We start from the raw sequence: 26,095 nt of genomic DNA on the forward strand, positions 1-26,095 counted from the left end.
GGCATGACTTCTGAAAAAAACCGGATTATCGCAGTTGCAAACCAGAAGGGCGGCGTTGGTAAAACGACGACGGCCATCAATCTGGCCACTGCGCTGGCGGCAATTGGTGAGCGTGTGCTGATCATTGACCTCGATCCGCAGGGTAATGCCAGTACCGGCCTTGGAATCGACCGTAAAGAGCGCAAGCTTTCGTCTTACGATCTTCTGGTGGGTGACCACAGCGTCGCCGAAGTTGCGGTTCCGACGGCGGTTCCGAACCTCGATATTGTACCCTCGACGATGGATTTGCTCGGCTTTGAGATGCAGGTCGCGAATGTGGCCAATCGCGTCTTTCTTTTGCGTGCTGCCATGGAGACACAGGAAGCCAGAGATTATTCCTACATTCTCGTCGATTGCCCTCCTTCCTTCAATCTTCTGACCATGAATGCCATGACGGCCGCCCATTCCGTGCTTGTGCCGCTGCAATGCGAGTTCTTCGCGCTGGAAGGTCTCAGTCAGTTGCTGGATACGGTCAGTCAGATACGCGGTTCGGTCAATCCGCAGCTTGATATACAGGGTATCGTTCTGACGATGTTCGATGCGCGCAACAATCTGGCGCAGCAGGTGGTTTCCGATGTGCGGACGCATCTGGGAGAAAAGGTTTACCACACTCTCATTCCGCGTAATGTTCGTGTTTCCGAGGCACCATCTTATGGTAAACCGGCAATTCTTTACGATCTGAAGTGCGCCGGCAGCCAGGCCTATTTGCAACTGGCGTCCGAAGTGATCCAGAGAGAGCGTCTGCGCAAGGCGGCCTGACGTTGCCGGAATGTATGGAGTAATATCTTATGAGTGATGATCTTTCCAAGCGTCGACTCGGACGCGGTCTAGCGGCGTTGATCGGCGAAATGGATCAGCCCGTGCCGGTGGGTGAGCCGCAGCGTGCTGTCAGTGCGGATCGCGCAATTCCTATTGAGTTCATCGCTCGCAGCCAGAGAAACCCGCGACGTCATTTTGATGAGAATGAATTGCAGGATCTTGCTTCATCCATTCGTCAACACGGAATTGTTCAGCCTGTGGTCGTGCGGACGATTGGCGTCAACCGTTACGAGATTATCGCTGGTGAACGGCGCTGGCGGGCTGCGCAGCTGGCAGGTTTTACCGACGTGCCCGTCATCGTTCGGGATGTGGATGACCGTACGGCGCTGGAGCTGGCGATTGTCGAGAACGTCCAACGTTCCGATCTCAATCCGCTTGAAGAAGCCATGGGTTATGAGCAGCTGATTGCCGAGCACGGCTATACGCAGAACGATCTTGGTGAAATCATCGGCAAGAGCCGAAGCCATGTTGCAAACAGCCTTAGGCTTTTGAAGTTGCCCGATCCGGTGCGGGATATGTTGGCGGATGGTTCGCTTTCCGCCGGCCATGCGCGGGCGCTTGTTTCGACTTCCGATCCGTCAGGTCTGGCGCGGACCATCGTTTCCAAGGGTCTCTCGGTACGTGATGCCGAGCGCTTGGCCCAAAACGATATCAAGTCGCAAGGTGACGTCTCCGAGAATCGACCCTCGGCTGAGAAGGATTCCGATACGGTCGCGCTTGAACGCAGCCTGTCGGATGCTCTCGGTCTGGACGTGAAGATCAACCACAAAGGTGGATCAGGGCAAATCCGCATCGGATACCGCACGCTCGAGCAGCTGGAAGCCGTGTGCCGGCTGTTGGAACAAAAATAATCAAGTATCTGTTTTAATTGATAAAATACCCGCTTTTAGCGGGTATTTTTATGTTGTGGTGCTTAAAAATCGATGGCGCGACCGTTTATTTCGTAGTCACCGAAACGAACCGGTTCTGCGCCGCCGCGACCGCCGGTTTCCAGCGGCAATTGAAGATCCGCCTGTTGTTTGCGCCGTTCTTCCGCTTCCTTCAACGCACGTTCTGCCGCCGGCGAAAGCCGCCTGAGCATTTCCGCGCCGTTGTCATTATCCGCATCCTGCATGAGAAATCCTCCCTATGACGGGATATTGAAATATGTTTGCCGTTCACCAGATTATATAATCAGACAGGTTTTATAAACCCCGGAATATTCCCTGATGGGTGAGAAGGAGAATTTGACATATGAACATGATGCGCACGGCAATGCTTCTGGCTTTCATGACGGCATTGTTCATGGGTGTCGGTTTTCTGATTGGCGGCACGGGCGGCATGATGATCGCCTTGCTCTTCGCTACCGGTATGAATCTGTTCTCCTATTGGAATTCAGACAAAATGGTTCTCTCGGCCTATCGTGCGCGGGAGATCGATGAGGCAAATGCGCCTGAATTTTTTCACATGATCCGCGATCTCTCGCATAATGCCGACCTGCCGATGCCCAAGGTTTATATCTACGACAGCCCGCAGCCAAACGCCTTCGCGACGGGAAGAAACCCGCAGAATGCCGCTGTGGCGGCGTCAACGGGTCTGCTGGAGCGCCTCACCCCTGAAGAGGTGGCCGGTGTGATGGCGCATGAGTTGGCACATGTGCAGAACCGCGATACGCTGACGATGACTGTCACCGCGACGCTGGCGGGCGCTATCTCCATGCTCGGTAATTTCGCCTTCGTCTTCGGCGGCAATCGTGGAAACAACAATAATCCGCTCGGTTTCATTGGCGTGCTGGTCGCAATGATTGTTGCGCCGCTGGCCGCGATGCTGGTGCAGATGGCGATCAGCCGCACCCGGGAATATTCCGCCGACCGGCGGGGCGCGGAAATCTGCGGTAATCCTCTCTGGCTCGCTTCGGCATTGCAGAAAATTTCAGGCATGGCGCAGCAGATTCACAATGACGATGCCGAGCGTAACCCGGCAACGGCGCATATGTTCATCATCAATCCCCTGTCCGGCGAGCGTATGGATAATTTCTTTTCCACCCATCCGAATACGGAAAACCGGGTGGCAGCACTTCACGCCATGGCACAGGAGTTTTCCCCGCGAGGATCGACGCCGCCGCCATCGGGTGATAGACCTCAGCGCAAATCAGGCTCCGTTCCCAATACGGGCTGGGGACGAGGCAAAGAAAACGAGCGTAAGGGACCGTGGTCTTGACATCCGATATTCAGAATAAGCCGTCGCGGTCCAAAAAGCCGAGGCAGGACCATGGAAGGGGCCGTGAAGACGGCCCTTCGTCTTTCGAGGATAAACCCGGTCTTGCCGCACGCGTTGCCGCGACCCGCATTCTCGCAGCCGTTCTGGAAAAGAAAACCTCGCTGGACGGTATGCTGGATAGCGAAAACGGCAATCCTGTCTATCGTGCATTGTCTCTTGCGGACCGGGCGTTGGTAAGGGCCATCGTCAACAGCGCGCTTCGCCACCTTCCGCGCATCGAAGCGGCATTGTCGATGCTGCTTGACGGGCCGCTACCACAGGGCGCGCGGTCGCTGCATCACGTCCTTGTCGTCGGCGCGGCGCAAGTGCTTCATCTCGATGTCCCTGATCATTCCGCGGTCGATCTTGCCGTGGAACAAGCCCATCGCGATCCGCGCAACAGGCGCTTTGCCAAGCTGGTGAATGCCGTTCTCAGACGATTGGGCCGGGAAAAGGCTGAAATCGAGAGGGCGATCGCTGACGTGCCGGTGTTGCCGGACTGGTTCTACGATCGGCTTGTTTCGGCTTACGGGGATGAGGTTGCCAAACGGATTTCCGAGGCGCAGCTGACGCCCTCCTCCATCGATCTCACGGTAAAGGCTGACCCTGCCCTCTGGGCGGAAAAGCTGGGCGGTACGGTTTTGCCGAATGGCAGCGTCCGCCTCGGTGAATTCGAAGGCCAGATTCCCTCGCTTGAAGGTTTTGCCGAGGGTGCCTGGTGGGTGCAGGATCTTGCGGCTAGCATGCCGGTGAAGCTGATGGGCGACATTTCCGGCAAGCGAGTTGCCGATCTCTGTGCCGCTCCGGGTGGCAAGACAGCCCAGCTTGCGCTTGCGGGTGCGAAGGTGACCGCGCTGGACCAGTCCGGCAATCGTCTTCGCCGCCTCAGGGAAAATCTCGACCGACTTGGTCTTCATGCCGAAACCGTCGAAGCCAATATGCTGAAGTACCAGCCGGAACAGCTTTTCGACGCCGTCCTTCTCGATGCACCCTGTTCGTCAACCGGCACGCTGCGCAAACATCCCGATGTTTGCTGGACAAAGGATGAGAACGACATCGCCAAACTTGCCGCTCTTCAGGGCCAGATGTTGCGCCATGCGCTCACGCTGGTGGGGTCCGGTGGCATTGTGGTGTTTTCCAATTGCTCGCTCGACCCTTCGGAAGGGGAAGCGATGATTGCGCAGGTCCTGGTGGAAAACCCCGCCTTCGAGCGTGTTGCCGTCCGTAAGGAGGATTGGCCGGGAATGGAAGTAGCCGTCAGTGCCGAGGGCGATCTTCGCACGACGCCGGATATGTTCGGCGGCATCGATGGGTTTTTTAGCAGTGTCTTGCGTAAGAAGTAGAAAAAAGCCAAGCTTCCGCGAATCATTGGATAATTGCCGATAACGTTCCGATCATCACGGTTCACTCATAAAAACAAAACATGTGAAACGGGAAACACAGCTTGTCAGGGTCCTTTGCAGGCAGCATCAATGCCGCCGGTCTTCTTTCACGGATGGCGTATCGTCATTTGTGTGTGGGCCTTGCGCCTTTGCGCCTGCATGTATCCCGGTTTGCCAATCGGGTTCCCGATGGTCTGGTGGCGGCGCCGACTGATCTCAGGGCGATCGATCCGTATTTTGCCGAGGAATTGCTGCGGGGCCGGATAGCACTTGCCGGTCGCGTCGTCGAAACCGGCGGCCTCTCGCCATTTCAGGTGGATTACCCCTCGCTAGTGTTTGAAGAGCGGCTGCATGCATTCGGCTGGTTGCGGCATATCCGCTCCGACAGATCGAGTGAGGCCAGCAAGCGGGCGCGCCGTATCGTCGCCGAATGGATGACTATTCATGGCAAGCGCATTGCGGGTATCGCCTGGTCTCCGGAGATCGCGGCACAGAGGCTGATCGCCTGGCTTTCTCACTCTCCCGTCGTTTTATATGAGGCCGATGCGGGGTTTTATCGCCGTTTCCTGAAAAGTCTCGCCTTTCACGTGCGCTATCTCGACAGGATCGTCAAACACGCGCCGGATGGCGAAGCGAGACTGCGGATCAGGATTGCGCTAGCCGTCGCGTCCATAGCGATGCCGACCCGCCTGTCCCGCATTACACGGCATGGAATGAAGCTGGCTCAGGAAATGGAGCGCCAGATTCTTCCCGATGGCGGACATGTTTCCCGCAATCCGCGGGTCATGCTGGATTTGCTGCTCGATCTTTTGCCGCTTCGGCAAAGCTACATCAATCTCGGTCACGATCTGCCGTCTGGGCTAGTGCCGGCGATAGACCGGATGTTCCCGGCCATCCGGTTTTTCCGGCATCAGGGCGGTGATCTGGCGCTGTTTAACGGTGCGACCGCAACACTCGCCAACGAGCTTGTCTCGGTACTTCGTTATGATGAAACGGCGGGCCGGCCTTCCAAGATGCTGTCGGATGTGAATTACCATCGGCTTGCGACCGATGAGACGGTCATCATCGTGGACACGGGCCATCCCGGCTCTGCGGAGCTTTCGCGCAATGCCCATTCGGGTTGCCTGTCCTTTGAAATGTCCTGTGGCAAGAACCGGTTCATCGTCAATTCCGGTTTTCCGAAAAATGCAGCACCTGAATATCAGCGGGCGAGCCGCTCGACGGCAGCCCATTCGACCGTCACGCTTGCGGACACGTCGTCTTGTAGACTGTCCCGTTCAAGGCTGCTCGGGCCGATCATGATTTCCGGTGTCAGTCAGGTGGATAGCCGTCGCGGAACCGATGCAAACGGCAATGACGTCCTGTGGGCGTCGCATGACGGTTATTTGCAGAATTTCGGCTGTTATCACGATCGGGAAATCGAGATGAATGCAGCCGGCACAAAGATAAAGGGCCGCGATCTGCTGCGGGCCGACGAGAATGTGGCGAAGACGCAATTGCAATCCATCTCGGCGGTGTCGCGTTTCCACATCCATCCCCACATCCAGCTGCACCAGCAGGACGAGGAGTCGGTTTATCTGGAGGCGGCGGATGGAACGACCTGGCTGTTTTCGGCGCCGGGACTGGAGCTTTTCGTTACCGAGGATGTCTTCATGGCCGATGCATCAGGCATGCGGCCTTCGCAGCAGATCGAGCTGCCGTTCAATCTGGCGAATACGCGGGAAATCCGCTGGATCATCGAACGTAAGGCATAGCTGTTTCAGCGAGGTTTCAGACAAAAACCGCCCATAGTTTTCGCTGTCCCGCATCGACGCTGTTTATTAATCCTGCAAGCTGTGTTAACGCGGCGGCAATTGCTGGATCAATCCCAGTCCAGCCTGTCCTCCCCGTTGAACGGAGTATGCCTGATGGCTGTCGTGTCCAAAAAAATCCCCGCTCCCGATAAGGTCAAAATCCGCACTGCGCTTCTTTCGGTGTCCGACAAGACTGATATCATCGAGCTGGCGACGGTTCTGTCCAAGCTTGGCGTCAAGCTCCTGTCGACGGGCGGAACGGCAAAGGCCATCGCTGATGCGGGATTGCCGGTAACGGATGTTTCCGATGTGACCAACTTCCCGGAAATCATGGATGGCCGTGTCAAGACCCTACATCCCAACGTGCATGGCGGTCTTCTGGCTATCCGGGATGATGCGGACCATGTGGAGGCGATGAAGGCGCACGGTATCGAGGCGATCGACCTCTCCGTCATCAATCTTTATCCCTTCGAGGAAGTCCGCGCCAAGGGCGGCGACTACCCTACGACTGTCGAGAATATTGATATTGGCGGCCCGGCAATGATCCGCGCTTCGGCCAAGAACCATGCCTATGTCACGGTTGTCACCGATCCGTCCGATTACCCTGCGCTTGTCGAAGCCCTGCAGGCCGATGACGGTCAGACTTCTTATGCGCTGCGTCAAACCTTTGCCGCCAAGGCCTATGCCCGCACGGCTGCCTATGATGCGGTGATCTCCAACTGGTTTGCAGAGGCGCTTGCGATCGAGACGCCTGACTATCGCGCCATTGGCGGTTCGCTGAAGGAAAAGATGCGTTATGGCGAGAACCCGCACCAGAGCGCGGGTTTCTACCTGACCGGCGAAAAGCGCCCCGGCGTCGCAACGGCGACACTTCTCCAGGGTAAGCAGCTTTCCTACAACAACATCAATGATACGGATGCGGCTTACGAGCTGGTGGCGGAGTTCCTGCCGGAAAATGCGCCTGCCGTTGCGATCATCAAACACGCCAACCCCTGCGGTGTCGCGACAGGCCCGACGCTTGCCGAAGCTTACCGTCGGGCGCTGGCATGCGATTCCGTTTCGGCATTTGGCGGCGTCATTGCCTTGAACCGCACGCTGGATGCGGAAACGGCGGAAGAAATCGTCAAACTCTTCACCGAAGTCATCATCGCGCCTGACGTGACGGAAGAGGCCAAGGCCATTATTGCCCGCAAGCCCAACCTGCGCCTGCTGGTAGCGGGTGGCCTGCCAGATCCGCGTGCGGCCGGCATTACAGCGAAGACGGTCTCCGGCGGTCTGCTTGTTCAGAGCCGTGACAATGCCATGGTTGAGGATCTGGAACTGAAGGTCGTCACCAAGCGTGCGCCGACGCTGCAGGAACTTGAAGACATGAAATTCGCTTTCAAGATCGCCAAGCATGTGAAGTCCAACGCGGTGATCTATGCCAAGGATGGCCAGACGGCGGGTATCGGCGCAGGCCAGATGAGCCGTGTGGATTCCGCCCGTATCGCCGCCCAGAAGGCGGAAGATGCCGCCAAGGCGCTCGGTCTTGCCGAACCGCTGACGCGCGGCTCTGCCGTGGCTTCCGAAGCGTTTTATCCGTTCGCTGATGGTCTGCTTGCCGCTATTGCTGCAGGTGCCACTGCGGTCATCCAGCCGGGTGGCTCCATGCGCGATCAGGAGGTGATCGACGCGGCCAACGAGCACAATGTGACGATGGTCTTTACCGGCATGCGTCACTTCCGCCACTGAGCAGGACCCGCAGAGAACTAAAAAAGGCCCGGAAAGCAATTTCCGGGCCTTTTGTTTCACGTGGGACAGTCTGGATTTTGGGTTTCGCATTTTCAGGACGTAAACCGCGATGCACTTTTACTGGAAATGCCCCAGCCTCAGGTAACCGCCCCCACCTGCCACGGCACGAATTCGTTATCGCCGTAGTCGTAAATCTCGCTGACGGTCTTGTCGCCGGAGGCTACCGCCAGAATGTGTTCGAAGATTTTTTTGCCGGATTCCTCGATGGTTTCCGCGCCGGTGACGATCTCGCCGCAGTTCAGGTCCATGTCTTCCTTCATGTGCTCATACATTTCGGAATTGGTGGCGATCTTGATGCAGGGCGCAGGCTTGAAGCCCGATACGGAGCCGCGGCCAGTGGTGAAACAGATGACATTGCAGCCGCCGGCAACCTGGCCGGTCACCGCAACGGGATCGTAACCGGGCGTATCCATGAAGACGAAGCCCTGCTCGGTCACGGTCTCGGCGAATTCGTAGACCGCTTTCAGCGGCATCGAACCGCCCTTGGCCACCGCGCCGAGTGATTTTTCCAGAATGGTGGTCAGGCCGCCGAGCTTGTTGCCGTGGGAGGGGTTGTTGTTCAGCTCATCGCCATTGCGGGCGGTATAATCGCGCCACCAGTCGATACGCTGCAACAGCTTTTCGGCAACCGCAGGCGTGACAGCGCGCTTCGTGAGCAGATGTTCGGCGCCGTAAATCTCGGGAGTTTCGGCAAGAACCGTCGTGCCGCCGTTGCGGACAATGAGATCGGAGGCATAACCCAACGCAGGGTTTGCGGATATGCCGGAATAACCGTCCGAACCGCCGCATTCCAGTGCCAACTTCAGCTTTGAAAGCGGCTGTTCGGTGCGCTCGGCAGCATTGACCATCGGCAGCATCGCCTTGATCTCGGCAATGGCCGCATCGATCGTCTTGCGCGTGCCGCCATGCTGCTGGATCGTCATGGTGCGCAGCCGTTCACCCTCTTCCATCTTGTAATGTTCGAGGATGGGGGCGATCTGGTTGGTTTCACAGCCGAGGCCGATCAGCAAAATGCCACCGAAATTCGGATGACGGGCATAACCCTGGATGGTACGGATCAGAAGACGGTAACCTTCCGATTTCGTATTGAGCGCGCAGCCGCCGCCATGCGTCAGCGCCACAACGCCGTCGACATTGGAGAAGCCATCAAGACCGCCCTGCTTGTTGAAATAATCGGCGATGTAACGCGATACGGTGGCGGAACAGTTCACGGAAGCGATGACGCCGATGTAGTTGCGCGTACCCACGCCGCCGAGACCGCGGTCAAAACCCTTGAAGGTCCGGCGCTCGCCCTCGGGCAGCATGCCTTTTTCCTCGATATCGACGCTGAACTGATGCGCGTGTTCGGAGGGCACCATGGCAAGATTGTGCAAATGCACATGTCGGCCGGGCTCGATATCCTGTGTGGCGATGCCGATCACCTGCCCGTATTTCAGGACCTCGTCTCCGGATTTGATGAACGTCAGGGCCACCTTGTGGCCGCGCCCGATCAGCTCCAGCGCGGCCAGATCGCCTCTACCTGTCGCACCACCGGCCGGAATGGACCGGCGCGCCACCGCGACATTGTCGTTGGCGTTCAGCAAAATGGTTGCCTCGGAATTCTCACTCACGGGTTTTTCTCCTCCCCGATACATTGCCTGCTATGTTTTGAACTCAGTTGTCTACCCAGCGTCTCTTGGAGCCTTCAAGATGGGTGTGCATGGCCGCCTGCGCCAGAAGCGGGTCTTTCAGCTCCAGTGCCGCCAGAATGGCTTCGTGCTCCTGAAGGGCCTGGGTCCAGGTATCGCGATCCTCGAATTTCACGCGCAATTGCGCCGAAATTGGGCTGTGGCGCTCATCGAAGAGGTTTGCCACCAGCCGCGCCAGAACGCTGTTGCCGGATTGCTCGGCAATGGTGACGTGAAAAAGCCGGTCTTGATCGAGAGGCTTGCGCGCGGCCTCGATTTCCCGCTGCATCGTGTTCAGGATCTGGCGAAGGCTTGCGAGCGTCTCATCCGTCATGCGGCTTGCCGCCAGCACGATGGTCGCGCCTTCCAGCGCCGCGCGCGCCTGCATCAGTTCTGACGGGCTGTCGCCCAGCGACTTGGTGTTATGGGTCGTTTGAAGAGCCTCGGTGGACACGTAAACACCGGAACCCATGCGGATTTCGACGGTGTTGTCGATTTCAAGCGCAATCAGCGCTTCGCGCAATGACGGTCTTGAAACTCCGAGCTTCTGTGCCAGTTCCCGTTCAGCAGGAAGCCGCGTTCCGGGCAGAAACTCACCCATATCGATGAGTTCGCGTATCTGGTCCGCAATCTGCTGATAAAGCCTGCGCGGTTCCGCTATTTTGGCCTGACCATTCATGTGTTTTCTGACGAACCTTGTCTGCTGTCTGGATTTGGCCTTACCGTAACGCCAAGCGTACCAATACGCAAGAAATTACTTAAATATGAGAATTTGCAACGTTATTTAACATTTTCTCTTGAGAGCGTTTTGTGCGTTTCAGAATCCCGATTCAAATTTTGGGCTAATTGGCTTGACCATTCTAAAAAACCGGCCTAACCATTTGGCTCATTATTGCCCCCAGTGGAGCGGGGAGCGCGGGTGGAGGTTTCTAGATGTCGCAGGGCGCATCGACAATTCGAGGCGATTTTTCGCCTGAGGAGACGGCGCGCGGCCTAGGTTCAGGTCTCCTGCGTCTTGAAAACATCAGCAAGGAATTTCCGGGCGTCAAAGCGTTGTCGAATGTGCATTTCGATCTGCGCAGCGGCGAGGTTCATGCCGTTTGCGGCGAGAACGGTGCCGGAAAATCGACGCTGATGAAAATCATCAGCGGCGTCTACCAGCCGAGCGAAGGAACCATCCTGCATAAGGGTGTGAAAGTGCAATATGCATCGCCGCTGGAGTCCGAAGCCGCCGGCATCGCCATCATCCATCAGGAACTCAACCTCGTTCCGCATCTTTCCGTCGCCGAGAACATCTATCTCGCGCGTGAGCCTCGCCGGGGTTTCCTCGTCGACCGCAAGAAGCTGCGCCTTGACGCCAAGCGCTGTCTCGACCGGCTCGGCGTTGATATCGACCCCGACCAGATCGTTCGCGGTCTTTCGGTCGCCCAATGTCAGATGGTGGAAATCGCCAAGGCGCTGTCGCTGGATGCGGAAGTGCTCATCATGGACGAGCCGACCTCCTCGCTGACCGAGCAGGAAACGCGGCTGCTGTTCAAGGTGATCCGCGATCTCAAGGCATCCGGCGTCGGCATTGTCTATATTTCCCACCGCCTCGATGAAATGGCCGAAATCGTCGACCGTGTGACGGTTCTGCGGGACGGACGTTATATTTCGACCGACGATTTTGCGTCGATCACCGTTGACGATATCGTCACCCGCATGGTTGGCCGTTCGCTGGAGGACAAGTTCCCCGAGCGCACTTCGCGCCCCACGGAAGAGATTATTTTCTCCGCCGAAGGGCTGACGCGCACCGGCGTTTTCCACGATGTCGGTTTCTCGCTGCGTCGCGGCGAGATTCTCGGTTTCGCCGGGTTGATGGGCGCAGGTCGCACGGAAGTTGCGCGCGCAATCTTCGGCGCCGATCCTCTGGATGCGGGCAAGGTCGTTTTCAACGGGCGGGAGCTTTCTATCAGTTCTCCGCGCGACGCTATCGAGGAGGGCATCGCCTATCTCTCGGAAGACCGCAAAAGCGATGGCCTTGCCATCAAGATGTCGGTTGCGGCCAATACGACGCTTGCCAATATCGGCGAGGTTTCCAACCGCTTCGGACTGATCGACTTCAAGAAACATGATGATGTCGCCAGACGTTATGTCGATCTCCTGAATATCCGCACCCCCTCTATCGAACAGACGGTGCGGCTGCTTTCGGGCGGTAATCAGCAGAAAATCATCATCGGCAAATGGCTGTTCCGGCAGTCGCGCGTGCTGTTCTTCGACGAGCCGACACGCGGCATCGATGTCGGCGCGAAGTTCGCGATCTACAAGATCATGGACGAGCTTGCCGCGCAGGGCATCGGCGTCATTCTCATCAGTTCGGAACTGCCGGAAATTCTGGGGTTGACGGATCGTATCGCCGTTTTCCACCAGGGCCGGATCACGGGCGTGCTTGAGACCGCCAAGACCAATCAAGAAGAAATCATGCGGTACGCGTCCGGTTACGGCCGGACTGCGCAGTGAGGAACGACATGGCTAATATTGCAGAACCCAAGAAGAGCTTCGCTTTCAGCGACCGCCAGAAGGACATCATCCAGAAGTTTGCGGCTCTTGGCAGTCTCGTTGCGCTGGTCATGGTGTTTTCCGCCACCAGCAGCGCCTTCTTCTCCGTCAACAACGCCATGACCATTGCGCTTCAGGTGACCTCCATTGCCCTTCTTGGCATCGGTGCGACCTGCGTCATCATCACCGGTGGCATCGATCTTTCCGTCGGTTCTGTGCTTGCTCTGGCTGGCGTCGTCGCTGCACTTGCGGTGAAGGAGTTGGGGATGCCGGTTCCGGTCGGCATGTTGCTCGGCATTCTGACGGGGTCGCTTTGCGGTCTCATCAACGGCCTCATGGTCACGCGTTTCAAGCTGCCGCCCTTCATCGCCACGCTCGGCATGATGCTGATCGCCCGTGGCGTCGCGCTGCAGATCACCGGTGCTCGCGCCGTTTCCGGTCTCGGCGAATCCTTCGGTGAACTCGGTAACGGCGCTCTCTTCCGCATCGTCAATATTGGCGACGACGGTTTTCCGAACGTGGTGTTTCCGGGCATTCCCTACCCCGTCATCCTGATGGTGGTGATTGCGCTCGCGGTTTCCTTCATGCTCAACCGCTCGATCCTTGGCCGTCATATCTATGCCGTCGGTTCGAATGCGGATGCTGCGCGCCTTTCCGGTGTTAATGTCGCACGCGTCACCAATTTCACCTACATCCTGTCCGGTACACTCGCCGGGTTGACGGGTTGCGTGCTGATGTCGCGCCTCGTCACCGCTCAGCCGAATGAGGGCGTGATGTATGAGCTGGATGCCATCGCCAGCGCCGTTATCGGCGGCACATCGCTCATCGGCGGCGTGGGTACGATTTCGGGCACGGCTATCGGCGCTTTCGTCATCGGCATCCTGCGCAACGGTCTCAATATGAACGGCGTGTCCGCCTTCACGCAACAGATCATCATCGGCCTTGTCATTCTGGTCACCGTCTGGATCGACCAGTTGCGCAACCGCCGCTGATATAGGGCTGCGGACCCTATCCGCAAACAAGATCGGCACGGGAGGCCCGGTATGCCGACATCACGGAGGAAGAAATGAACAAGCTTACGACCGCCCTTCTGACATCCGCAATCGCGCTGTGGAGCGTCTCCACCGTGCAGGCCGGTGAAATCGCCGTCATCGTCAAGACCGTCAATTCCACCTTCTGGCAGAACGTTCAGAAGGGCGCCGATGCGGCGATGAAGGACTCTGCCGGCAACACCATGACCTTCCAGGGTCCGGCTTCCGAATCGGCCATCGCCGATCAGGTCAACATGGTTGAAAACGCCGTAAACCGTAAGGTTTCGGGTATCGTGCTGGCTCCTTCCGATCCTGACGCGCTGGTTCCGGCTGTCAAGAAAGCCTGGGAAGCCCGTATTCCCGTGGTTCTGATCGACTCGCAGCTCGCTCAGGGTTCCGAGCAGTATTACCAGTCCTTCCTGGCGACCGATAACAAGAAAGCCGGCGAATTGGCTGCACAGGCGCTGATCGACAAGGTGGGCAAGGAAGGCAAGATCGCCGTCATGTCCTACGTCGCAGGTGCCGGTTCGGAAATCGGCCGCGTTGGCGGTTTCACCGACTACATCCAGATGCATTCCAACCTTAAGATCGTCGGCCCGTTCTATTCGCAGTCGCAGATGGCGACCGCGCTGAACCAGACGACCGACGTTCTGGCCGCCAATGCCGATCTGAAGGGCATCTTCGGAGCGAACGAACCCACCGCCATCGGTGTTGGTCGTGCTCTCGCCCAGACCGGCAAGGCAGGCAAGGTTGTCGGCATCGGCTTTGACGGCAACCAGGACCTTCAGGGCTTCGTCAAGGACGGCACGCTGACCGGTATCGTCGTTCAGGGTTCCTATCAGATGGGTGAAAAGGGCATCGAAACCGTTTCCAAGCTCATCAAGAAGGAAAAGGTCGAGAAGTTCGTCGACACGGGCGTCGTTGTTGTCACCAAGGACAATATCGAAAAGCCGGAAGCCAAGAACGTTCTTTATTGATTGTATAATGGCGCGCCGCTTTACCGGCGGCGCGCCTCACAAATTTGAGAAGCGGTATTTCAGGCAACCACACACGGTTTTGGCCCGTCCCGCTCTACCTAAAAATTCAGGAAGCCCCCTGCGATGAAAGTCTCCGATACACGTAAATTGCCGCGCCGCGCCGTGGAAGTCACGGTCATGGGCCTCGGTTGCGCCCAGATGGGTAATCTCTACCGCGTCACGCCGTATGAGGAATCCAAAGGCGCGTTCGACAAGGCATGGGAAAGCGGCATTCGCTATTTCGATACCGCGCCTTTTTACGGTTACACGCGTTCGGAGCGTCGTCTTGGAACAATGGTGACGGAGCATGACCGTGGCGAGTACACACTCTCCACCAAGGTCGGCCGTGTCATGGTTCCGGACGAAACGGTTGGCCCGGAAGAGGACGCCTATATTGCGCCGCTGCCTTTCCGCCCGGTCTATGATTATTCCTATGACGGTATCCTGCGTTCCTTCGAGGCGAGCCAGCAGCGGCTCGGCGTTCTGAAGCCGGATATTCTTTATGTGCACGATATCGGCTCCTTCACCCATGGCGAAAAGCACCAGCATTACTGGGAGCAGCTGACCACCGGCGGCGGCTTCCGGGCACTCGGCAAGCTGCGCGAAGAAGGATCGACGGGGGCTATCGGTCTCGGCGTCAACGAGTGGGAAATCGTCAACGATGCCATGGATGTTTTCGACATCGACGTCGCCATGCTCGCCGGCCGTTATACGCTTCTGGAGCAGCAGAGCCTTGCCTTCATGAACCGCTGCGCGGAAACCGGCGTTGCCATCGTTGCCGCTGGCGTTTTCAATTCGGGCATTCTGGCGGGTAACCGCAAATTCAATTACGCCGACGCGCCTGCCGACATCATTGCGCGCGTGGATGCGCTGCAGGGCGTGTGCGACGAACTGGGCGTGTCGCTGCCGGCTGCCGCATTGCAATTTCCGCTCGCACATCCGGCTTCGGTGACCGTCGTGTCGGGCGCGCGCAATGCGCAACAGCTTACCTCCAACATCGAATGGTTCGAACAGGCTATTCCGGATGAATTCTGGTCCGAGCTGCAAAAGCGCGGCCTGATCCCTGAGGGCGCTCCTGTGCCCGGCAAAAAGGCCTGACGCGATGATCATCGATGCCCACCAGCATTTCTGGCTGATGAAGGATCGTGCCGGGCAATGGCCGCCGCCGTCTCTGGCTGCGATCTACCGGGATTTCCTTCCGCCAGACCTGACGCCTCTGCTGGCAAAGGCCGGGGTTTCCGGCACGGTGCTGGTGCAGACGATGGAAAGTGCGGCTGACACGGATTTCATGCTGGATCTGGCGGATAGCACCGATTTCATCAAGGGCGTGGTCGGCTGGGTGGACATGAAGTCCACGGACGCGGCGGCGGAAATCGCTCGCCGGGCAGAACATCCGGCCTTCAAGGGCGTGCGCCCGATGCTGCAAGGCATGGAGGATGTGACCTGGATCGACGATCCCGCGCTTGATGCCGCCGTGGATGCGCTGGTGAAACATGGGCTGGTGTTTGATGCGCTGGTCCTGCCGCCGCACCTGCCGCATCTTCTGGCCTTCGCGCGCCGTCATCCGCAATTGCCTGTTGTTATCGACCACGGTGCGAAGCCACTTATTGCCACCGGTCACTATAGTGACTGGCGCAGGGACATGGCTGCCTTGGCGGCCCTTCCCAACCTCCATTGCAAGCTGTCCGGCCTGTTGACCGAGCGCGGCGAGCAGAGACCGGAAGCGGTCCGGCCCTATGCCGAAACCATGCTGGAACTGTTCGGTGGCAACCGCGTGATCTTCGGCAGCGACTGGCCGGTGTTACGGCTGGCCGGCGACTATCAGGAATGGCTGGATTTCTGCCGCGAGATCGTGCCTGAGCAGGACCATGCGGCAGTTTTTGGCGGTAACGCCGTTCGTTTTTATTCCCTTTCCCACAGGTGATGCATGCTGGCTATTTTCTGCGAGACCCCCGGTCAACTTGTCCCCAAGGAACTACCGAAACCCGCGCGTGGTGAAGGTGAAGTGCTCGTGCGCATCCGTCGCATCGGCGTCTGCGGCACGGACCTGCATATTTTCACCGGCAATCAGCCTTATCTTTCCTATCCGCGTATCATGGGCCACGAGCTTTCCGGTACGGTGGAAGAGGCGCCGGAAGGCAGCCACCTGTCGGCAGGCGATGTTGTTACAGTCATCCCTTATATTTCCTGCGGCGAATGCAGCGCCTGCCTTAAGGGCAAGAGCAATTGCTGCCGCAATATCGGCGTGCTCGGCGTTCATCGCGATGGCGGCATGGTCGAATATCTGAGCGTTCCTCAGCAATTCGTGTTGAAAGCGGAGGGCTTGAGCCTCGATCAGGCGGCAATGACCGAATTTCTGGCGATCGGCGCGCATGCCGTGCGCCGTGGGTCGGTGGAAAAAGGCCAGAAGGTTCTGATCGTCGGTGCCGGTCCGATCGGCATGGCGGTTGCTGTTTTTGCCGTTCTAGATGGCGGCGAAGTGACGATGATTGACGGGCGTACCGACCGGCTGGATTTCTGCAAGGATCATCTCGGCGTCACCCATACGGTAACGCTCGGTGAAGGCGACAAGGATCGACTGTCGGATATTACCGGCGGTGATTTCTTCGATGCTGTCTTCGATGCGACCGGCAATCCGAAAGCCATGGAACGCGGCTTTTCCTTCGTCGGCCACGGTGGCTCCTACGTACTGGTTTCCATCGTTGCCAGCGATATCGCTTTCAACGATCCGGAGTTTCACAAGCGGGAAACCACGCTGCTCGGCAGCCGCAATGCCACGCCGGAGGATTTCGAGCGGGTGTTGCAGGCCTTGCGTGAAGGCAAAGTACCGGAAGCACTCATTACCCACCGCATGACGCTTGCTGATGTGCCTTCCAAATTCGCCGGGCTGACCGATCCGAAAGCCGGCGTCATCAAGGGCATGGTGGAGGTCGCATGACGGCTGACACGCCCATCCTGCAATTTGGTACCAGCCGCTTTCTTCTGGCGCATGCGGATTTGTTCATTTCGCGGGCGCTGGATAAAGGCGAGGCTTTAGGCCGTATTGCAATCGTCCAGACGACCGGCAATGCCGAAAGCCTGAAGCGCGTTGCGGCGTTGAATGGCGGCGCACCCTATCCGGTGCGTGTTCGCGGCATTCGCGACGGGCAAGAGGTGGACGAGGAAATTCCGGGCAAGGCTGTTGCGCTGGCGTTGACGGCGGCTGCTGATTGGGCAGAGGTGCGGCGCATCGCCTGTGTGGCCGAGGTCATTCTGTCCAATACGGGTGATCGCGGTTATGAGCTGGATTCGTCCGATGGTCCCGGCCTGGCGGTAGATTTCAGCCACATGCCGAAGAGTTTCCCGGCCAAGCTCTGCATGTTGCTGCTGGAACGTTTTCAGACCAATCCGGAAGCACCTGTATCGATCTTTCCCTGCGAGCTTGTTCCGCGCAATGGCGACCGGTTGAAAGAGGTTGTTCGCCAGCTTGCCGACGAGTGGCAGCTGCCTGCGGGTTTCGGCTTCTACCTGAATAAAAAATGCCGTTTCGCCAACAGTCTGGTGGACCGCATCGTCTCCGAGCCGATCGATCCCGTTGGTGCGGTTGCCGAGCCCTACGCACTTTGGGCGGTCGAGCGGCAGGAAGGTCTCGTTCTTCCCTGCACCCACCCTGCGGTGGTGCTGACTGATGATCTCGACCATTACGAAAAGCTGAAGCTGTTCCTGCTCAATCTCGGCCATTCCTACCTCGCCGAGCGCTGGTTGCAGGATGTCCGTGCGAAAGACGAGACAGTGCGGCAGGCGATGGCTGACGAGGCGCTCGTCGGGGATCTGGAAACGCTCTGGCGGGACGAGGTTCTGCCGGTCTTTGCCGCAGAAGGCATGGGAGAAGAAGCCCAAGCCTATATCCGCGCGGTGCGGGAGCGTTTCATGAACCCCTTTCTCGCGCACCGGCTCGCCGACATTGCCGGCAATCACGACGAAAAGAAACGACGCCGTTTCGTCCCGGTCATCGCTGCGGCGGAACGTCTGGGACTAAACCTGCCGCAGCAGAAGCTGCGTGCGGCGCTCGCTACCATCAAGCAATAACGGAGTTTTTCATGCAGCGTATGGGCATGGTCATCGGCGTCAAACCGGACATGATTGCGGAATATAAAAGACTGCACACCGCCGTCTGGCCCGAGATTCTGGCGCTTATCAGCGACTGCAACATCCGCAACTACACGATTTTCCTGCGCGAGCCGGAAAATCTGCTGTTCGGATACTGGGAATATCACGGCACCGATTTCAGCGCCGACATGGCGAAGATCGCCGCAAGCCCGAAGAACCTGGAATGGTGGTCTTTCACCATACCCTGCCAGCAACCGCTCGAAAGCCGCAAGGAAGGTGAGTGGTGGGCCATGATGGAAGAAACATTCCACCTCGATTGAACGATATCCATACACACTGACCGCGAGTGAACGGCCATGACAAAAATTACAGATCTGCGTGTTTTCGACCTGCGTTTTCCTACCTCCCAGAGCCTTGATGGTTCGGATGCGATGAACCCCGACCCGGATTATTCGGCGGCTTATGTCATTCTCGACACTGACGAGCTGGGCCTGAAAGGCCACGGGCTGACCTTTACCATCGGCCGCGGCAACGAGATTTGCTGCATGGCCATCGAGGCGATGCGCCATCTGGTGGTTGGAACCGATCTCGCCACCGTGACCGAGAACCCCGGCAAATATTGGCGTCATCTGACCGGTGATAGCCAGCTGCGCTGGATCGGCCCGGACAAGGGCGCGATGCATCTCGCTACCGGTGCTGTCGTCAACGCGGTGTGGGACCTGCTTGCCAAGAAGGCGGGTAAACCCGTCTGGCAGCTTGTTGCCGATATGAGCCCGGAAGAAATCGCCGACATCGTCGATTACCGTTATCTGACCGACGTGCTGACAAAGGACGATGCGCTCGCGATCCTCAGAAAAGCCGAAAGCGGCAAAAAGGAACGTATCGAGACGCTGAAGAACGAAGGCTATGCCTGCTACACCACGTCCGCCGGTTGGCTCGGTTATGACGACGCCAAGCTGCGCCGTCTTTGCCAGGAAGCGATCGACGCCGGCTTCAACCATGTGAAGATGAAGGTCGGCCGCGATCTGGAAGACGATATCCGTCGTCTCACCATCGCCCGTGAGGTGATCGGTCCCGACCGTTATCTGATGATCGACGCCAATCAGGTGTGGGAAGTGGATCAGGCGATCGACTGGGTCAATAAGCTTGCCTTCGCCAAGCCCTTCTTCATCGAAGAGCCCACCAGCCCGGACGATATCGTCGGCCATCGCAAGATCTGCGCGGCCATCGGCTCCGTGAAGGTGGCGACCGGCGAAATGTGCCAGAACCGCATCATGTTCAAGCAGTTCATTGCCGAAGGCGCGATCGATGTGGTGCAGATCGACAGCTGCCGCATGGGTGGTCTGAACGAGGTACTGGCGGTTCTGCTGATCGCTGCCAAATACAATTTGCCGGTCTGGCCGCATGCCGGTGGCGTTGGCCTTTGCGAATATGTCCAGCATCTGTCGATGATCGACTATCTCGTGGTTTCCGGTACCAAGGAAGGCCGCGTGATCGAATATGTCGACCATCTGCACGAGCATTTCATCGAACCCTGCGATATCAGAAATGCGGCTTATATGCCGCCAAAACTGCCCGGCTTCTCCATCGAAATGAAGCCGGAGTCTATCGAGACCTATACGTTCGAAGAATAATCAAAAGGATGACAGCGCTTCACCGAGGCGCTGCCATTCCTCTTCGCCACCGGGAAGGCCGAGGCGCATGTCGTTCGGTCTTTCATCAAAAATGCGTACCAGAATGCCGCGCCGGCCAAGATGATCGAACAGGTCAACGGTGCGGTGGTCCCTTACCAGAGTAAACAGGGACGTGCCGCCGGCAATCGTTAGCCCCGCCTTTTCCAGCAAGCCATTCATACGCCGTGCCTCTTCCGCGAGATGGAGACGCATGGACGATTGCCATTCTTTGTCCGCCAAAGCTTGCGTTGCGATATGCAGAGCCGGGCCGGAAACTGCCCACGGGCCAAGCCTTGCCTCCAGTTCAGCAGCAAGGTCTGGATGCGCGAGCGCAAAACCGAGCCGGACACCCGCCATACCGTAAAACTTGCCGAAGGATCGCAGGATCACCAGCGCGTCGTGACCGGCAACATTTGCGAGGCTTTCGGCACCTCCCGTTTCGATGAAGGCCTCATCCACCACGAGCAGGCCGCCCTTGCGGCGCATGGTCTCGGCCAACGACAACAAGTCTTCGCGATCGATAACGCGGCCATCGGGATTGTTGGGATTAACGACCACGGCATAATCAGATGCCGCCAGGCCGCTGATGTCCTCCACTTCGGCCACAGTCAGTCCGGCCATGCGGGCGGTACGGGCATGTTCCGCATAGGCGGGCGAAAGCACGGCGCCGTTTTTTGCTCCGCGGGCGAGTGCGATATGAGCGAGCAATGGCATCAGCATTTGGGTCCCGGGGGAGAGAGCCACATGCCGGTCGGACGGTGCGCCGAAACTTGTGGTGGCAAGTCGCTTCAATTCCTCGGTCGCATCAGGCTCCGGCAGGCGGGCAAATGCTCTGGCGGGAATGGGCGAATGCGGGTAGGAGTGCGGATTGATCCCGGTCGACAGGTCGATCCACGGTTCCGGCGCTTCAGGAAACATCAGGCGCGCCCTGCCGAGATTGCCGCCGTGACGGATCGAAGTCTGCGCCTTTTCTGGTACTGTTTCGCCCATGTTCTTTGCTCTCGCTTTCCTGTCGCTCGTCATCGAACGCCTGACCGGTTATCCGGACTGGCTGTTCAAACGTATCGGCCATCCCGTCACCTGGATCGGTTCGCTTATCGCGCTGCTGGACAAAAAATGGAACCGGGAGAGTGCCTCATTTTCGCAGCGTAAGGCGGCAGGCGTTGCGGCGCTGGCTGTTTTTGTAGGTCTGACTGTATTTCTTGCATGGTTTGCGCAGTCGGTTCTTATGTTCCTCCCCTTCGGTCTGTTGCTTGTTTCGTTGCTAGGCGCGTCGCTTCCGGCACAAAAAAGTCTGGAACAGCATGTGGAGGCCGTCGCCATTGCGCTGGAGCGCGAGGGGGTGGAAGGCGGCCGCAAAGCTGTTTCGATGATCGTTGGCCGCGATCCGCAGGCGCTGGATGAGGCCGCGATTTGCCGGGCGGCGATCGAAAGCCTAGCCGAGAATTTTTCCGACGGCATCGTTGCCCCTTCCCTGTGGCTCGGGCTTCTGGGGCTGCCGGGCGGCGCAAGTTACAAGGCGATCAATACGGCCGACAGCATGATCGGCCATCGCTCGCCGCGCCATGAAGCCTTCGGCTGGGCATCGGCGCGGTTGGACGATCTGGTCAACCTGCCAGCATCGAGATTGAGCGGCGGTCTTTTCGTGGTTGCTGCATTTTTTGTGAAAGGCGCTTCGCCGAGTGGGGCCATTGCCGCGATACGTCGCGATGCGCGTCACCACCGTTCGCCAAATGCCGGCTGGCCGGAGGCGGCGCTTGCGGGTGCCCTCGGCTTCGCGCTCGCCGGTCCGCGTTCCTACGGCGGTCAGATGATCGAGGCGCGTTTCATGGGCGAAGGCGGAAGAGCAGCGCTGGTTGCCGGCGATATTCGCAAGGCGCTTCGGCTCGCAAGGATCGCGGACTTCTTGCTGATCGGACTGTTCGGGTTACTGGCGATCCTTATCGCGCTATAGAAAGCAGCCTGTCGAGATTGAGGTGCTGTTCCATATGCTCAGCCAGGCGGTCAAGAACCGCGTCCACCTGTGCATCATAGTTCAGTTCCGTGCTCTCTCCACCAAGTCGCTCAAGCCATGCACCACGCTGGCGATCATCCGCAAAAAGACCGTGTATATAGGTGCCGAAGATGCGGCCATCGGGCGAGATGGCGCCGTCTGCATGCCCGTCAATAGTCGAAAACGGAAGGTTGCCCGTTACGCTCGTCGTTTCGCCGACATGCATTTCATAGCCGGATAAATTAATTCCGTCGAAGCTCTTGCCCTGCACGGAGACGAGCCTCTTGTCGCCCGTCAAAACCGTCGTCACATCCAGCAGGCCAAGCCCTTCCACCGTCGCTGGTGGCCCTTCGATGCCGTCAGGATCGGCAACAGTTTTTCCAAGCATCTGGTATCCGCCGCAGAGACCGAGAACATAACCGCCGCGGCGCACATGTGCCTTGATGTCGATGTCGAGGTCTGCATTTTTCAGCACGGCGAGATCAGCTATGGTGGATTTCGAACCGCAGAGCAGAACCAGCCGGCAATCGGCGGGAATGGTCTCGCCCTGCCGCACTCGGATCAGCTCCACATCCGGCTCCATGTCTAGCGGATCCAGATCGTCGAAATTGGAGATATGCGGCAGGATCGGCACGGCAATGCGGATTTTCGCGCCGGGCTTTTGTTGCGCCGGGCCGGTAAGCCCAAAGGCGTCCTCCGCCGGCAATTTCGCAGCATCGGAAAAATGCGGCAACAGCCCGATGGACGCCCAGCCGGTCTTTTCCGCGATCATCCGCATGCCGTCTGAAAACAGCGCAGGGTCACCGCGAAAGCGGTTCACGATGAAGCCCTCTATCATCGCGGCATCATCGCGTTCGAGAACGGTTTTTGTGCCCACGAGGCTCGCGATGACCCCGCCCCGGTCGATATCGCCGATCAGGATCACGGGAGCATCTGCGGCGCGGGCAAAACCCATATTGGCGATGTCGTTGGCGCGGAGGTTGATTTCGGAAGCACTTCCTGCCCCTTCCACCAGCACCAGATCGGCCTGTTGTTTCAGGTGCTCGAAGCTCTCCAGCACACGCGGCATCAGCCCGGCTTTCATGTGCTGATAATCGGCAGCCTTGGCATTGCCGACAATTTTACCCTGTACGACGACCTGTGCGCCGGTTTCGCTCTGCGGCTTTAAAAGCACCGGGTTCATGTGAACCGACAGCGGAACGCCTGCTGCCCGCGCCTGCAGCGCCTGCGCGCGACCGATCTCGCCGCCATCGGCGGTGACCGCCGCATTGTTCGACATGTTCTGCGGCTTGAACGGCATGACGGACAGGCCACGCCTGACGAAGGCGCGGGCAAGGCCAGCCACCATCAGCGATTTGCCGACATCGGAGCCGGTTCCCTGAAACATCAGCACGCGTGCAGTCATGTCAGAATTCTATCCCCGCCTGCGCCTTCACGCCTGCCTTGAAGTGATGTTTGACGAGGGTCATTTCGGTCACCATGTCGGCGGCGCCGATCAGCGGTTGCTTGGCGTTGCGGCCGGTGACGATGACATGCAGATCGGGTCGGCGGTTGGAAAGCGTTTCGACGACTTCTTCCAGCGGCAGGTAATCATAGCGGAGCGCAATGTTCAGTTCGTCGAGGATCAACAGGCCGATCGTTTCGTCGGCCATCAGGGTTTTTGCTTCCTCCCAGGCCTTTGCGGCTGCCGCAACATCGCGTTTCAGATCCTGCGTATCCCAGGTGAAGCCCTCACCCATCGTGCGCCATATGACCCTGTCGCCGAAGAGCGTCAGCGCCTGCTGTTCGCCCGTCGACCATGCGCCCTTGATGAATTGCACCACGCCCACCCGTCGCCCGGTGCCGAGCATACGCAAAGCGAGGCCGAAAGCGGCCGTGGACTTGCCTTTGCCGGGACCGGTATTGATCATCAGCAGACCTTTTTCGATGGTCTTTTCCGCAACTTCGGCATCCTGAACCGTCTTGCGGTTGACCATTTTCTGCCGGTGACGCTCGGCCTCGTTGTCGCTGATGTCGCGTGTCATCGCGTTTTCCTTCTCATCCAGCGGCATGGGGACCGGATGCCCCCGCCATTCGGAGCGGCGACTATACTCAATTTGCCGCACCCGGCAATGCTCCAGCCGGAGGGCCGCAGCATTGACCCCCGCGCCCGTTCAGCCTAAGGGTAGAAGGACTGACGGTCTTTTCCCGGCAACGGGAAAAGCTAAGAGGGAACACGGTTCAACCCTGATAGAGGGTCATTCCGTGGCTGCCCCCGCAACTGTAAGCGGTAAGCCCGCACTGTGAAGCCACTGGACCATAAAATTGGTCCGGGAAGGTGGTGCAGGGTGTTTTAAAGCCGCAAGCCAGGAGACCTGCCGTTTCAGGAAAAAACGTCTGCCGGGCGGGGTGCTCCGGTCAGCCGGTCGAATTGATTTGCAGTCGCGCTTTTCAGTGCGCTGTTTTCGACATCCGCACCCCGATGAGTTTAAAGGCGCGGAAAGCGGAACGGTTTGGATATTACCACAACATCTTCTTGTGCGGACGGGACAATGGAAGTCAACACAGCTTCCGGCGTGGTCGTTTTTGTCTGCCGAAGCTGTCGCGACGACACCGATCCCAATGCGGAGCCGCGCCCCGGCACCATCCTTGCGGAAGCTGCCATCGCAAAAGCGCGTGACTCCGGCATCGATGTTCGCTCCGTCAATTGCCTTGCCAATTGCAAACGCGGCCTCAGTGCCGTGCTGCGCGGTGCCGATGGCTGGTCCTATGTATTCGGCGGGCTGACGCCCGACGATGCGGAAGACCTGCTGACCGGCGCTCGCATGCTGGCCGCCTCCGCAGATGGATTGATGCCCTGGCGTGGCCGCCCCGACACATTGAAGCGCGGCATGGTGGCGCGCATTCCCCCATTCGATTTTACCGAGGAGAGATCATGAGCACCCTTCTGGACCGCGTTCCCTGCACCATCGTCACCGGCTTTCTGGGGGCCGGAAAAACCACGCTGCTGCGCGGTCTTCTCGAAAAGCTTGATGGCAAGCGACTGGCCATCATCGTCAACGAATTCGGCGATATCGGCATCGATGGCGAAATCCTCAAAGGCTGCGGCATTGAGAGCTGCCCGGAGGAAAACATCGTGGAACTGGCTAATGGATGCATCTGCTGCACGGTGGCGGATGATTTCCAGCCGGCCATTGAGCAGATCCTCAGCCGCCAGCCGAAGGTGGAGCATATCCTCATCGAGACCTCGGGCCTTGCCCTGCCGAAGCCCCTGGTGCAGGCGTTTCAATGGCCTGCGATCAAGAGCCGCGTAACGGTGGACGCCGTGGTGGCCGTCGTGGATGGCGCTGCCCTTGCCGAGGGGCAGGTGGCGCATGACATGGAAGCACTTGCTGCCCAGCGGGCGAATGACGAAGCTCTCGATCACGACGATCCGGTCGAAGAGGTTTTCGAGGACCAGATTGCCTGTGCCGATCTCATCGTCCTGACCAAGGCCGATCTCCTTGATAGTGCCGGTCTGGAAAAGGCGAAGGCTCATATTCTCGAGCATCTGCCGCGGGCCGCAAAGATCGTCGTCGCCTCGAATGGCGCAATTGACCCCGCCGTTCTGATCGGCCTCGGCCTTGCGGTGGAGGAGGATATCGAAAACCGTCGCACCCATCACGATGGTGAGCTTGACCACGAACATGATGATTTCGACAGCTTCGTCATCGATCTGCCGGCCGTGACCGATCCGGAAGCGCTGGCGGTGCGTATCGCCGAAACGGCCGCTGCCGAAAACGTTCTGCGCATCAAGGGTTTCGTCGAGGTATCTTCCAAGCCGATGCGCCTGCAGGTGCAGGCCGTCGGCAGCCGCGTCAATCACTATTACGATCGGCCATGGGCAGCCGGTGAGGAGCGCCGCAGCCGCCTCGTCGTCATCGGCGAGAAGGGCCTCAACCGCGAAAAGATCGAACAGATGCTGGCCGCGTGACATAGAGCACGTCCGGTTTAAACGGGACGTGCTCTATTGTTTTTGCGCATTGTTCAGACGCAAAACCGCACCGC

Annotated in this window: 24 protein-coding genes and 1 riboswitch; of the genes, 18 read left to right on the forward strand and 6 right to left on the reverse strand. The window is 58.5% G+C overall.

The window, feature by feature from the left end; genetic code table 11:
* Window positions 1-3 precede the first annotated feature (3 nt).
* Both RBH10_RS22685 and RBH10_RS22690 read left to right on the forward strand, forming a co-directional pair.
* On the forward strand, window positions 4-798 hold the full coding sequence (locus tag RBH10_RS22685; RefSeq protein WP_281038347.1) for a ParA family protein: 795 nt from the start codon (window positions 4-6) through the stop codon (window positions 796-798).
* A 29-nt stretch (window positions 799-827) separates the two neighbouring features.
* Window positions 828-1,709, forward strand: coding sequence for a ParB/RepB/Spo0J family partition protein (locus RBH10_RS22690; RefSeq protein ID WP_281038346.1), 882 nt, complete (start codon window positions 828-830; stop codon window positions 1,707-1,709).
* Window positions 1,710-1,771: 62 nt separating this feature from the next.
* Here the strand turns inward: RBH10_RS22690 and RBH10_RS22695 are convergent, their stop codons facing one another.
* On the reverse strand, window positions 1,772-1,972 hold the full coding sequence (locus RBH10_RS22695; protein WP_045020448.1) for a DUF1674 domain-containing protein: 201 nt from the start codon (window positions 1,970-1,972) through the stop codon (window positions 1,772-1,774).
* Between the two features lie 119 nt (window positions 1,973-2,091).
* On the opposite strand from RBH10_RS22695, the gene htpX reads away from it, so the two are divergent.
* The 4 genes from htpX to purH all read left to right on the forward strand — a co-directional run bounded on the left by htpX (window position 2,092) and on the right by purH (window position 8,002).
* Window positions 2,092-3,057, forward strand: coding sequence for a zinc metalloprotease HtpX (gene htpX, locus RBH10_RS22700; RefSeq protein ID WP_281038345.1), 966 nt, complete (start codon window positions 2,092-2,094; stop codon window positions 3,055-3,057).
* Window positions 3,054-4,439 (forward strand): RsmB/NOP family class I SAM-dependent RNA methyltransferase, encoded by a 1,386-nt coding sequence (locus RBH10_RS22705; RefSeq protein WP_281038344.1) that lies wholly within the window; start codon window positions 3,054-3,056, stop codon window positions 4,437-4,439. The genes htpX and RBH10_RS22705 overlap by 4 nt, the downstream gene beginning before the upstream one ends.
* A 152-nt stretch (window positions 4,440-4,591) precedes the next feature.
* Window positions 4,592-6,232, forward strand: a complete 1,641-nt coding sequence (locus tag RBH10_RS22710; protein ID WP_372339809.1) for a heparinase II/III family protein — start codon at window positions 4,592-4,594, stop codon at window positions 6,230-6,232.
* 153 nt (window positions 6,233-6,385) lie between these two features.
* Entirely contained in the window at window positions 6,386-8,002 is a 1,617-nt protein-coding gene (purH, locus tag RBH10_RS22715; protein ID WP_281038343.1) for a bifunctional phosphoribosylaminoimidazolecarboxamide formyltransferase/IMP cyclohydrolase, read from the forward strand.
* 137 nt (window positions 8,003-8,139) lie between these two features.
* Here purH and RBH10_RS22720 read toward each other — a convergent pair whose 3' ends face one another.
* Window positions 8,140-9,672, reverse strand: a complete 1,533-nt coding sequence (locus RBH10_RS22720) for a UxaA family hydrolase (RefSeq protein ID WP_306180888.1) — start codon at window positions 9,670-9,672, stop codon at window positions 8,140-8,142.
* Between the two features lie 43 nt (window positions 9,673-9,715).
* On the reverse strand, window positions 9,716-10,408 hold the full coding sequence (locus RBH10_RS22725; protein WP_281038341.1) for a FadR/GntR family transcriptional regulator: 693 nt from the start codon (window positions 10,406-10,408) through the stop codon (window positions 9,716-9,718).
* A 254-nt stretch (window positions 10,409-10,662) separates the two neighbouring features.
* Here RBH10_RS22725 and RBH10_RS22730 point away from each other — a divergent pair, with 254 nt between their 5' ends.
* The 9 genes from RBH10_RS22730 (at window position 10,663) to RBH10_RS22770 (ending at window position 20,037) form a co-directional block, all read left to right on the forward strand.
* The gene (locus RBH10_RS22730) at window positions 10,663-12,228 is read left to right on the forward strand and encodes a sugar ABC transporter ATP-binding protein (protein WP_281038340.1); all 1,566 of its coding nucleotides are present in this window, start codon (window positions 10,663-10,665) and stop codon (window positions 12,226-12,228) included.
* 8 nt (window positions 12,229-12,236) lie between these two features.
* A complete protein-coding gene (locus RBH10_RS22735) occupies window positions 12,237-13,259 on the forward strand; it encodes an ABC transporter permease (RefSeq protein ID WP_045020435.1) in 1,023 nt (340 codons plus the stop codon).
* Between the two features lie 74 nt (window positions 13,260-13,333).
* On the forward strand, window positions 13,334-14,275 hold the full coding sequence (locus RBH10_RS22740; protein WP_045020433.1) for an ABC transporter substrate-binding protein: 942 nt from the start codon (window positions 13,334-13,336) through the stop codon (window positions 14,273-14,275).
* Window positions 14,276-14,398: 123 nt separating this feature from the next.
* Entirely contained in the window at window positions 14,399-15,412 is a 1,014-nt protein-coding gene (locus tag RBH10_RS22745; RefSeq protein WP_045020431.1) for an aldo/keto reductase, read from the forward strand.
* Between the two features lie 4 nt (window positions 15,413-15,416).
* Complete coding sequence (locus tag RBH10_RS22750; protein ID WP_281038339.1) at window positions 15,417-16,238, forward strand: amidohydrolase; 822 nt, start codon at window positions 15,417-15,419, stop codon at window positions 16,236-16,238.
* 3 nt (window positions 16,239-16,241) lie between these two features.
* On the forward strand, window positions 16,242-17,252 hold the full coding sequence (locus RBH10_RS22755; protein WP_045020427.1) for a zinc-binding alcohol dehydrogenase family protein: 1,011 nt from the start codon (window positions 16,242-16,244) through the stop codon (window positions 17,250-17,252).
* The gene (locus tag RBH10_RS22760; RefSeq protein ID WP_281038338.1) at window positions 17,249-18,382 is read left to right on the forward strand and encodes a mannitol dehydrogenase family protein; all 1,134 of its coding nucleotides are present in this window, start codon (window positions 17,249-17,251) and stop codon (window positions 18,380-18,382) included. Before RBH10_RS22755 ends, RBH10_RS22760 begins: the two co-directional genes overlap by 4 nt.
* Window positions 18,383-18,393: 11 nt before the next feature.
* Window positions 18,394-18,723 carry an L-rhamnose mutarotase gene (locus RBH10_RS22765; protein ID WP_281038337.1) on the forward strand — a complete coding sequence of 110 codons (330 nt, stop codon included), beginning with the start codon at window positions 18,394-18,396 and terminating at the stop codon, window positions 18,721-18,723.
* 36 nt (window positions 18,724-18,759) lie between these two features.
* On the forward strand, window positions 18,760-20,037 hold the full coding sequence (locus tag RBH10_RS22770; RefSeq protein WP_306180891.1) for an L-fuconate dehydratase: 1,278 nt from the start codon (window positions 18,760-18,762) through the stop codon (window positions 20,035-20,037).
* Here RBH10_RS22770 and cobD read toward each other — a convergent pair whose 3' ends face one another.
* Complete coding sequence (gene cobD, locus RBH10_RS22775) at window positions 20,038-21,066, reverse strand: threonine-phosphate decarboxylase CobD (protein WP_281038334.1); 1,029 nt, start codon at window positions 21,064-21,066, stop codon at window positions 20,038-20,040.
* Here cobD and cbiB point away from each other — a divergent pair.
* Window positions 21,065-22,030, forward strand: a complete 966-nt coding sequence (cbiB, locus tag RBH10_RS22780; RefSeq protein ID WP_281038333.1) for an adenosylcobinamide-phosphate synthase CbiB — start codon at window positions 21,065-21,067, stop codon at window positions 22,028-22,030. The genes cobD and cbiB overlap by 2 nt on opposite strands.
* Here cbiB and RBH10_RS22785 read toward each other — a convergent pair.
* Window positions 22,017-23,474: a cobyric acid synthase gene (locus RBH10_RS22785; RefSeq protein WP_281038332.1), complete on the reverse strand. Its 1,458-nt coding sequence runs from the start codon at window positions 23,472-23,474 to the stop codon at window positions 22,017-22,019. The genes cbiB and RBH10_RS22785 overlap by 14 nt on opposite strands.
* Before the next feature lies 1 nt (window position 23,475).
* The gene (gene cobO / locus RBH10_RS22790; RefSeq protein WP_281038331.1) at window positions 23,476-24,093 is read right to left on the reverse strand and encodes a cob(I)yrinic acid a,c-diamide adenosyltransferase; all 618 of its coding nucleotides are present in this window, start codon (window positions 24,091-24,093) and stop codon (window positions 23,476-23,478) included.
* Between the two features lie 136 nt (window positions 24,094-24,229).
* A riboswitch (cobalamin riboswitch) is annotated at window positions 24,230-24,446 on the forward strand.
* A gap of 154 nt (window positions 24,447-24,600) precedes the next feature.
* Between cobO and RBH10_RS22795 the strand changes: the two genes are divergently transcribed.
* Window positions 24,601-24,987 carry a DUF1636 family protein gene (locus RBH10_RS22795; protein ID WP_281038329.1) on the forward strand — a complete coding sequence of 129 codons (387 nt, stop codon included), beginning with the start codon at window positions 24,601-24,603 and terminating at the stop codon, window positions 24,985-24,987.
* Window positions 24,984-26,021, forward strand: coding sequence for a cobalamin biosynthesis protein CobW (cobW, locus tag RBH10_RS22800; protein WP_281038328.1), 1,038 nt, complete (start codon window positions 24,984-24,986; stop codon window positions 26,019-26,021). The genes RBH10_RS22795 and cobW overlap by 4 nt, the downstream gene beginning before the upstream one ends.
* The last annotated feature ends 74 nt before the right edge of the window (window positions 26,022-26,095 follow it).

It is taken from the genome of Rhizobium sp. AN73 (assembly GCF_030757975.1).
In the GTDB taxonomy this organism is placed as follows: domain Bacteria; phylum Pseudomonadota; class Alphaproteobacteria; order Rhizobiales; family Rhizobiaceae; genus Agrobacterium; species Agrobacterium arsenijevicii.

What these genes read in the sequence shown, in the direction of transcription:
- RBH10_RS22765 (WP_281038337.1), top strand. Translation starts at nt 18,394, where the DNA reads ATGCAGCGTATGGGCATGGTCATCGGCGTCAAACCGGACATGATTGCG.
- RBH10_RS22740 (WP_045020433.1), top strand. Translation starts at nt 13,334, where the DNA reads ATGAACAAGCTTACGACCGCCCTTCTGACATCCGCAATCGCGCTGTGG.
- RBH10_RS22795 (WP_281038329.1), top strand. Translation starts at nt 24,601, where the DNA reads ATGGAAGTCAACACAGCTTCCGGCGTGGTCGTTTTTGTCTGCCGAAGC.
- RBH10_RS22685 (WP_281038347.1), top strand. Translation starts at nt 4, where the DNA reads ATGACTTCTGAAAAAAACCGGATTATCGCAGTTGCAAACCAGAAGGGC.
- htpX (WP_281038345.1), top strand. Translation starts at nt 2,092, where the DNA reads ATGAACATGATGCGCACGGCAATGCTTCTGGCTTTCATGACGGCATTG.
- RBH10_RS22695 (WP_045020448.1), bottom strand. Translation starts at nt 1,972, where the DNA reads ATGCAGGATGCGGATAATGACAACGGCGCGGAAATGCTCAGGCGGCTT.
- RBH10_RS22770 (WP_306180891.1), top strand. Translation starts at nt 18,760, where the DNA reads ATGACAAAAATTACAGATCTGCGTGTTTTCGACCTGCGTTTTCCTACC.
- RBH10_RS22725 (WP_281038341.1), bottom strand. Translation starts at nt 10,408, where the DNA reads ATGAATGGTCAGGCCAAAATAGCGGAACCGCGCAGGCTTTATCAGCAG.
- RBH10_RS22745 (WP_045020431.1), top strand. Translation starts at nt 14,399, where the DNA reads ATGAAAGTCTCCGATACACGTAAATTGCCGCGCCGCGCCGTGGAAGTC.
- RBH10_RS22710 (WP_372339809.1), top strand. Translation starts at nt 4,592, where the DNA reads ATGGCGTATCGTCATTTGTGTGTGGGCCTTGCGCCTTTGCGCCTGCAT.
- RBH10_RS22730 (WP_281038340.1), top strand. Translation starts at nt 10,663, where the DNA reads ATGTCGCAGGGCGCATCGACAATTCGAGGCGATTTTTCGCCTGAGGAG.
- cbiB (WP_281038333.1), top strand. Translation starts at nt 21,065, where the DNA reads ATGTTCTTTGCTCTCGCTTTCCTGTCGCTCGTCATCGAACGCCTGACC.
- purH (WP_281038343.1), top strand. Translation starts at nt 6,386, where the DNA reads ATGGCTGTCGTGTCCAAAAAAATCCCCGCTCCCGATAAGGTCAAAATC.
- RBH10_RS22750 (WP_281038339.1), top strand. Translation starts at nt 15,417, where the DNA reads ATGATCATCGATGCCCACCAGCATTTCTGGCTGATGAAGGATCGTGCC.
- RBH10_RS22735 (WP_045020435.1), top strand. Translation starts at nt 12,237, where the DNA reads ATGGCTAATATTGCAGAACCCAAGAAGAGCTTCGCTTTCAGCGACCGC.
- cobW (WP_281038328.1), top strand. Translation starts at nt 24,984, where the DNA reads ATGAGCACCCTTCTGGACCGCGTTCCCTGCACCATCGTCACCGGCTTT.
- RBH10_RS22785 (WP_281038332.1), bottom strand. Translation starts at nt 23,474, where the DNA reads ATGACTGCACGCGTGCTGATGTTTCAGGGAACCGGCTCCGATGTCGGC.
- RBH10_RS22755 (WP_045020427.1), top strand. Translation starts at nt 16,242, where the DNA reads ATGCTGGCTATTTTCTGCGAGACCCCCGGTCAACTTGTCCCCAAGGAA.
- RBH10_RS22690 (WP_281038346.1), top strand. Translation starts at nt 828, where the DNA reads ATGAGTGATGATCTTTCCAAGCGTCGACTCGGACGCGGTCTAGCGGCG.
- RBH10_RS22760 (WP_281038338.1), top strand. Translation starts at nt 17,249, where the DNA reads ATGACGGCTGACACGCCCATCCTGCAATTTGGTACCAGCCGCTTTCTT.
- cobD (WP_281038334.1), bottom strand. Translation starts at nt 21,066, where the DNA reads ATGGGCGAAACAGTACCAGAAAAGGCGCAGACTTCGATCCGTCACGGC.
- cobO (WP_281038331.1), bottom strand. Translation starts at nt 24,093, where the DNA reads ATGACACGCGACATCAGCGACAACGAGGCCGAGCGTCACCGGCAGAAA.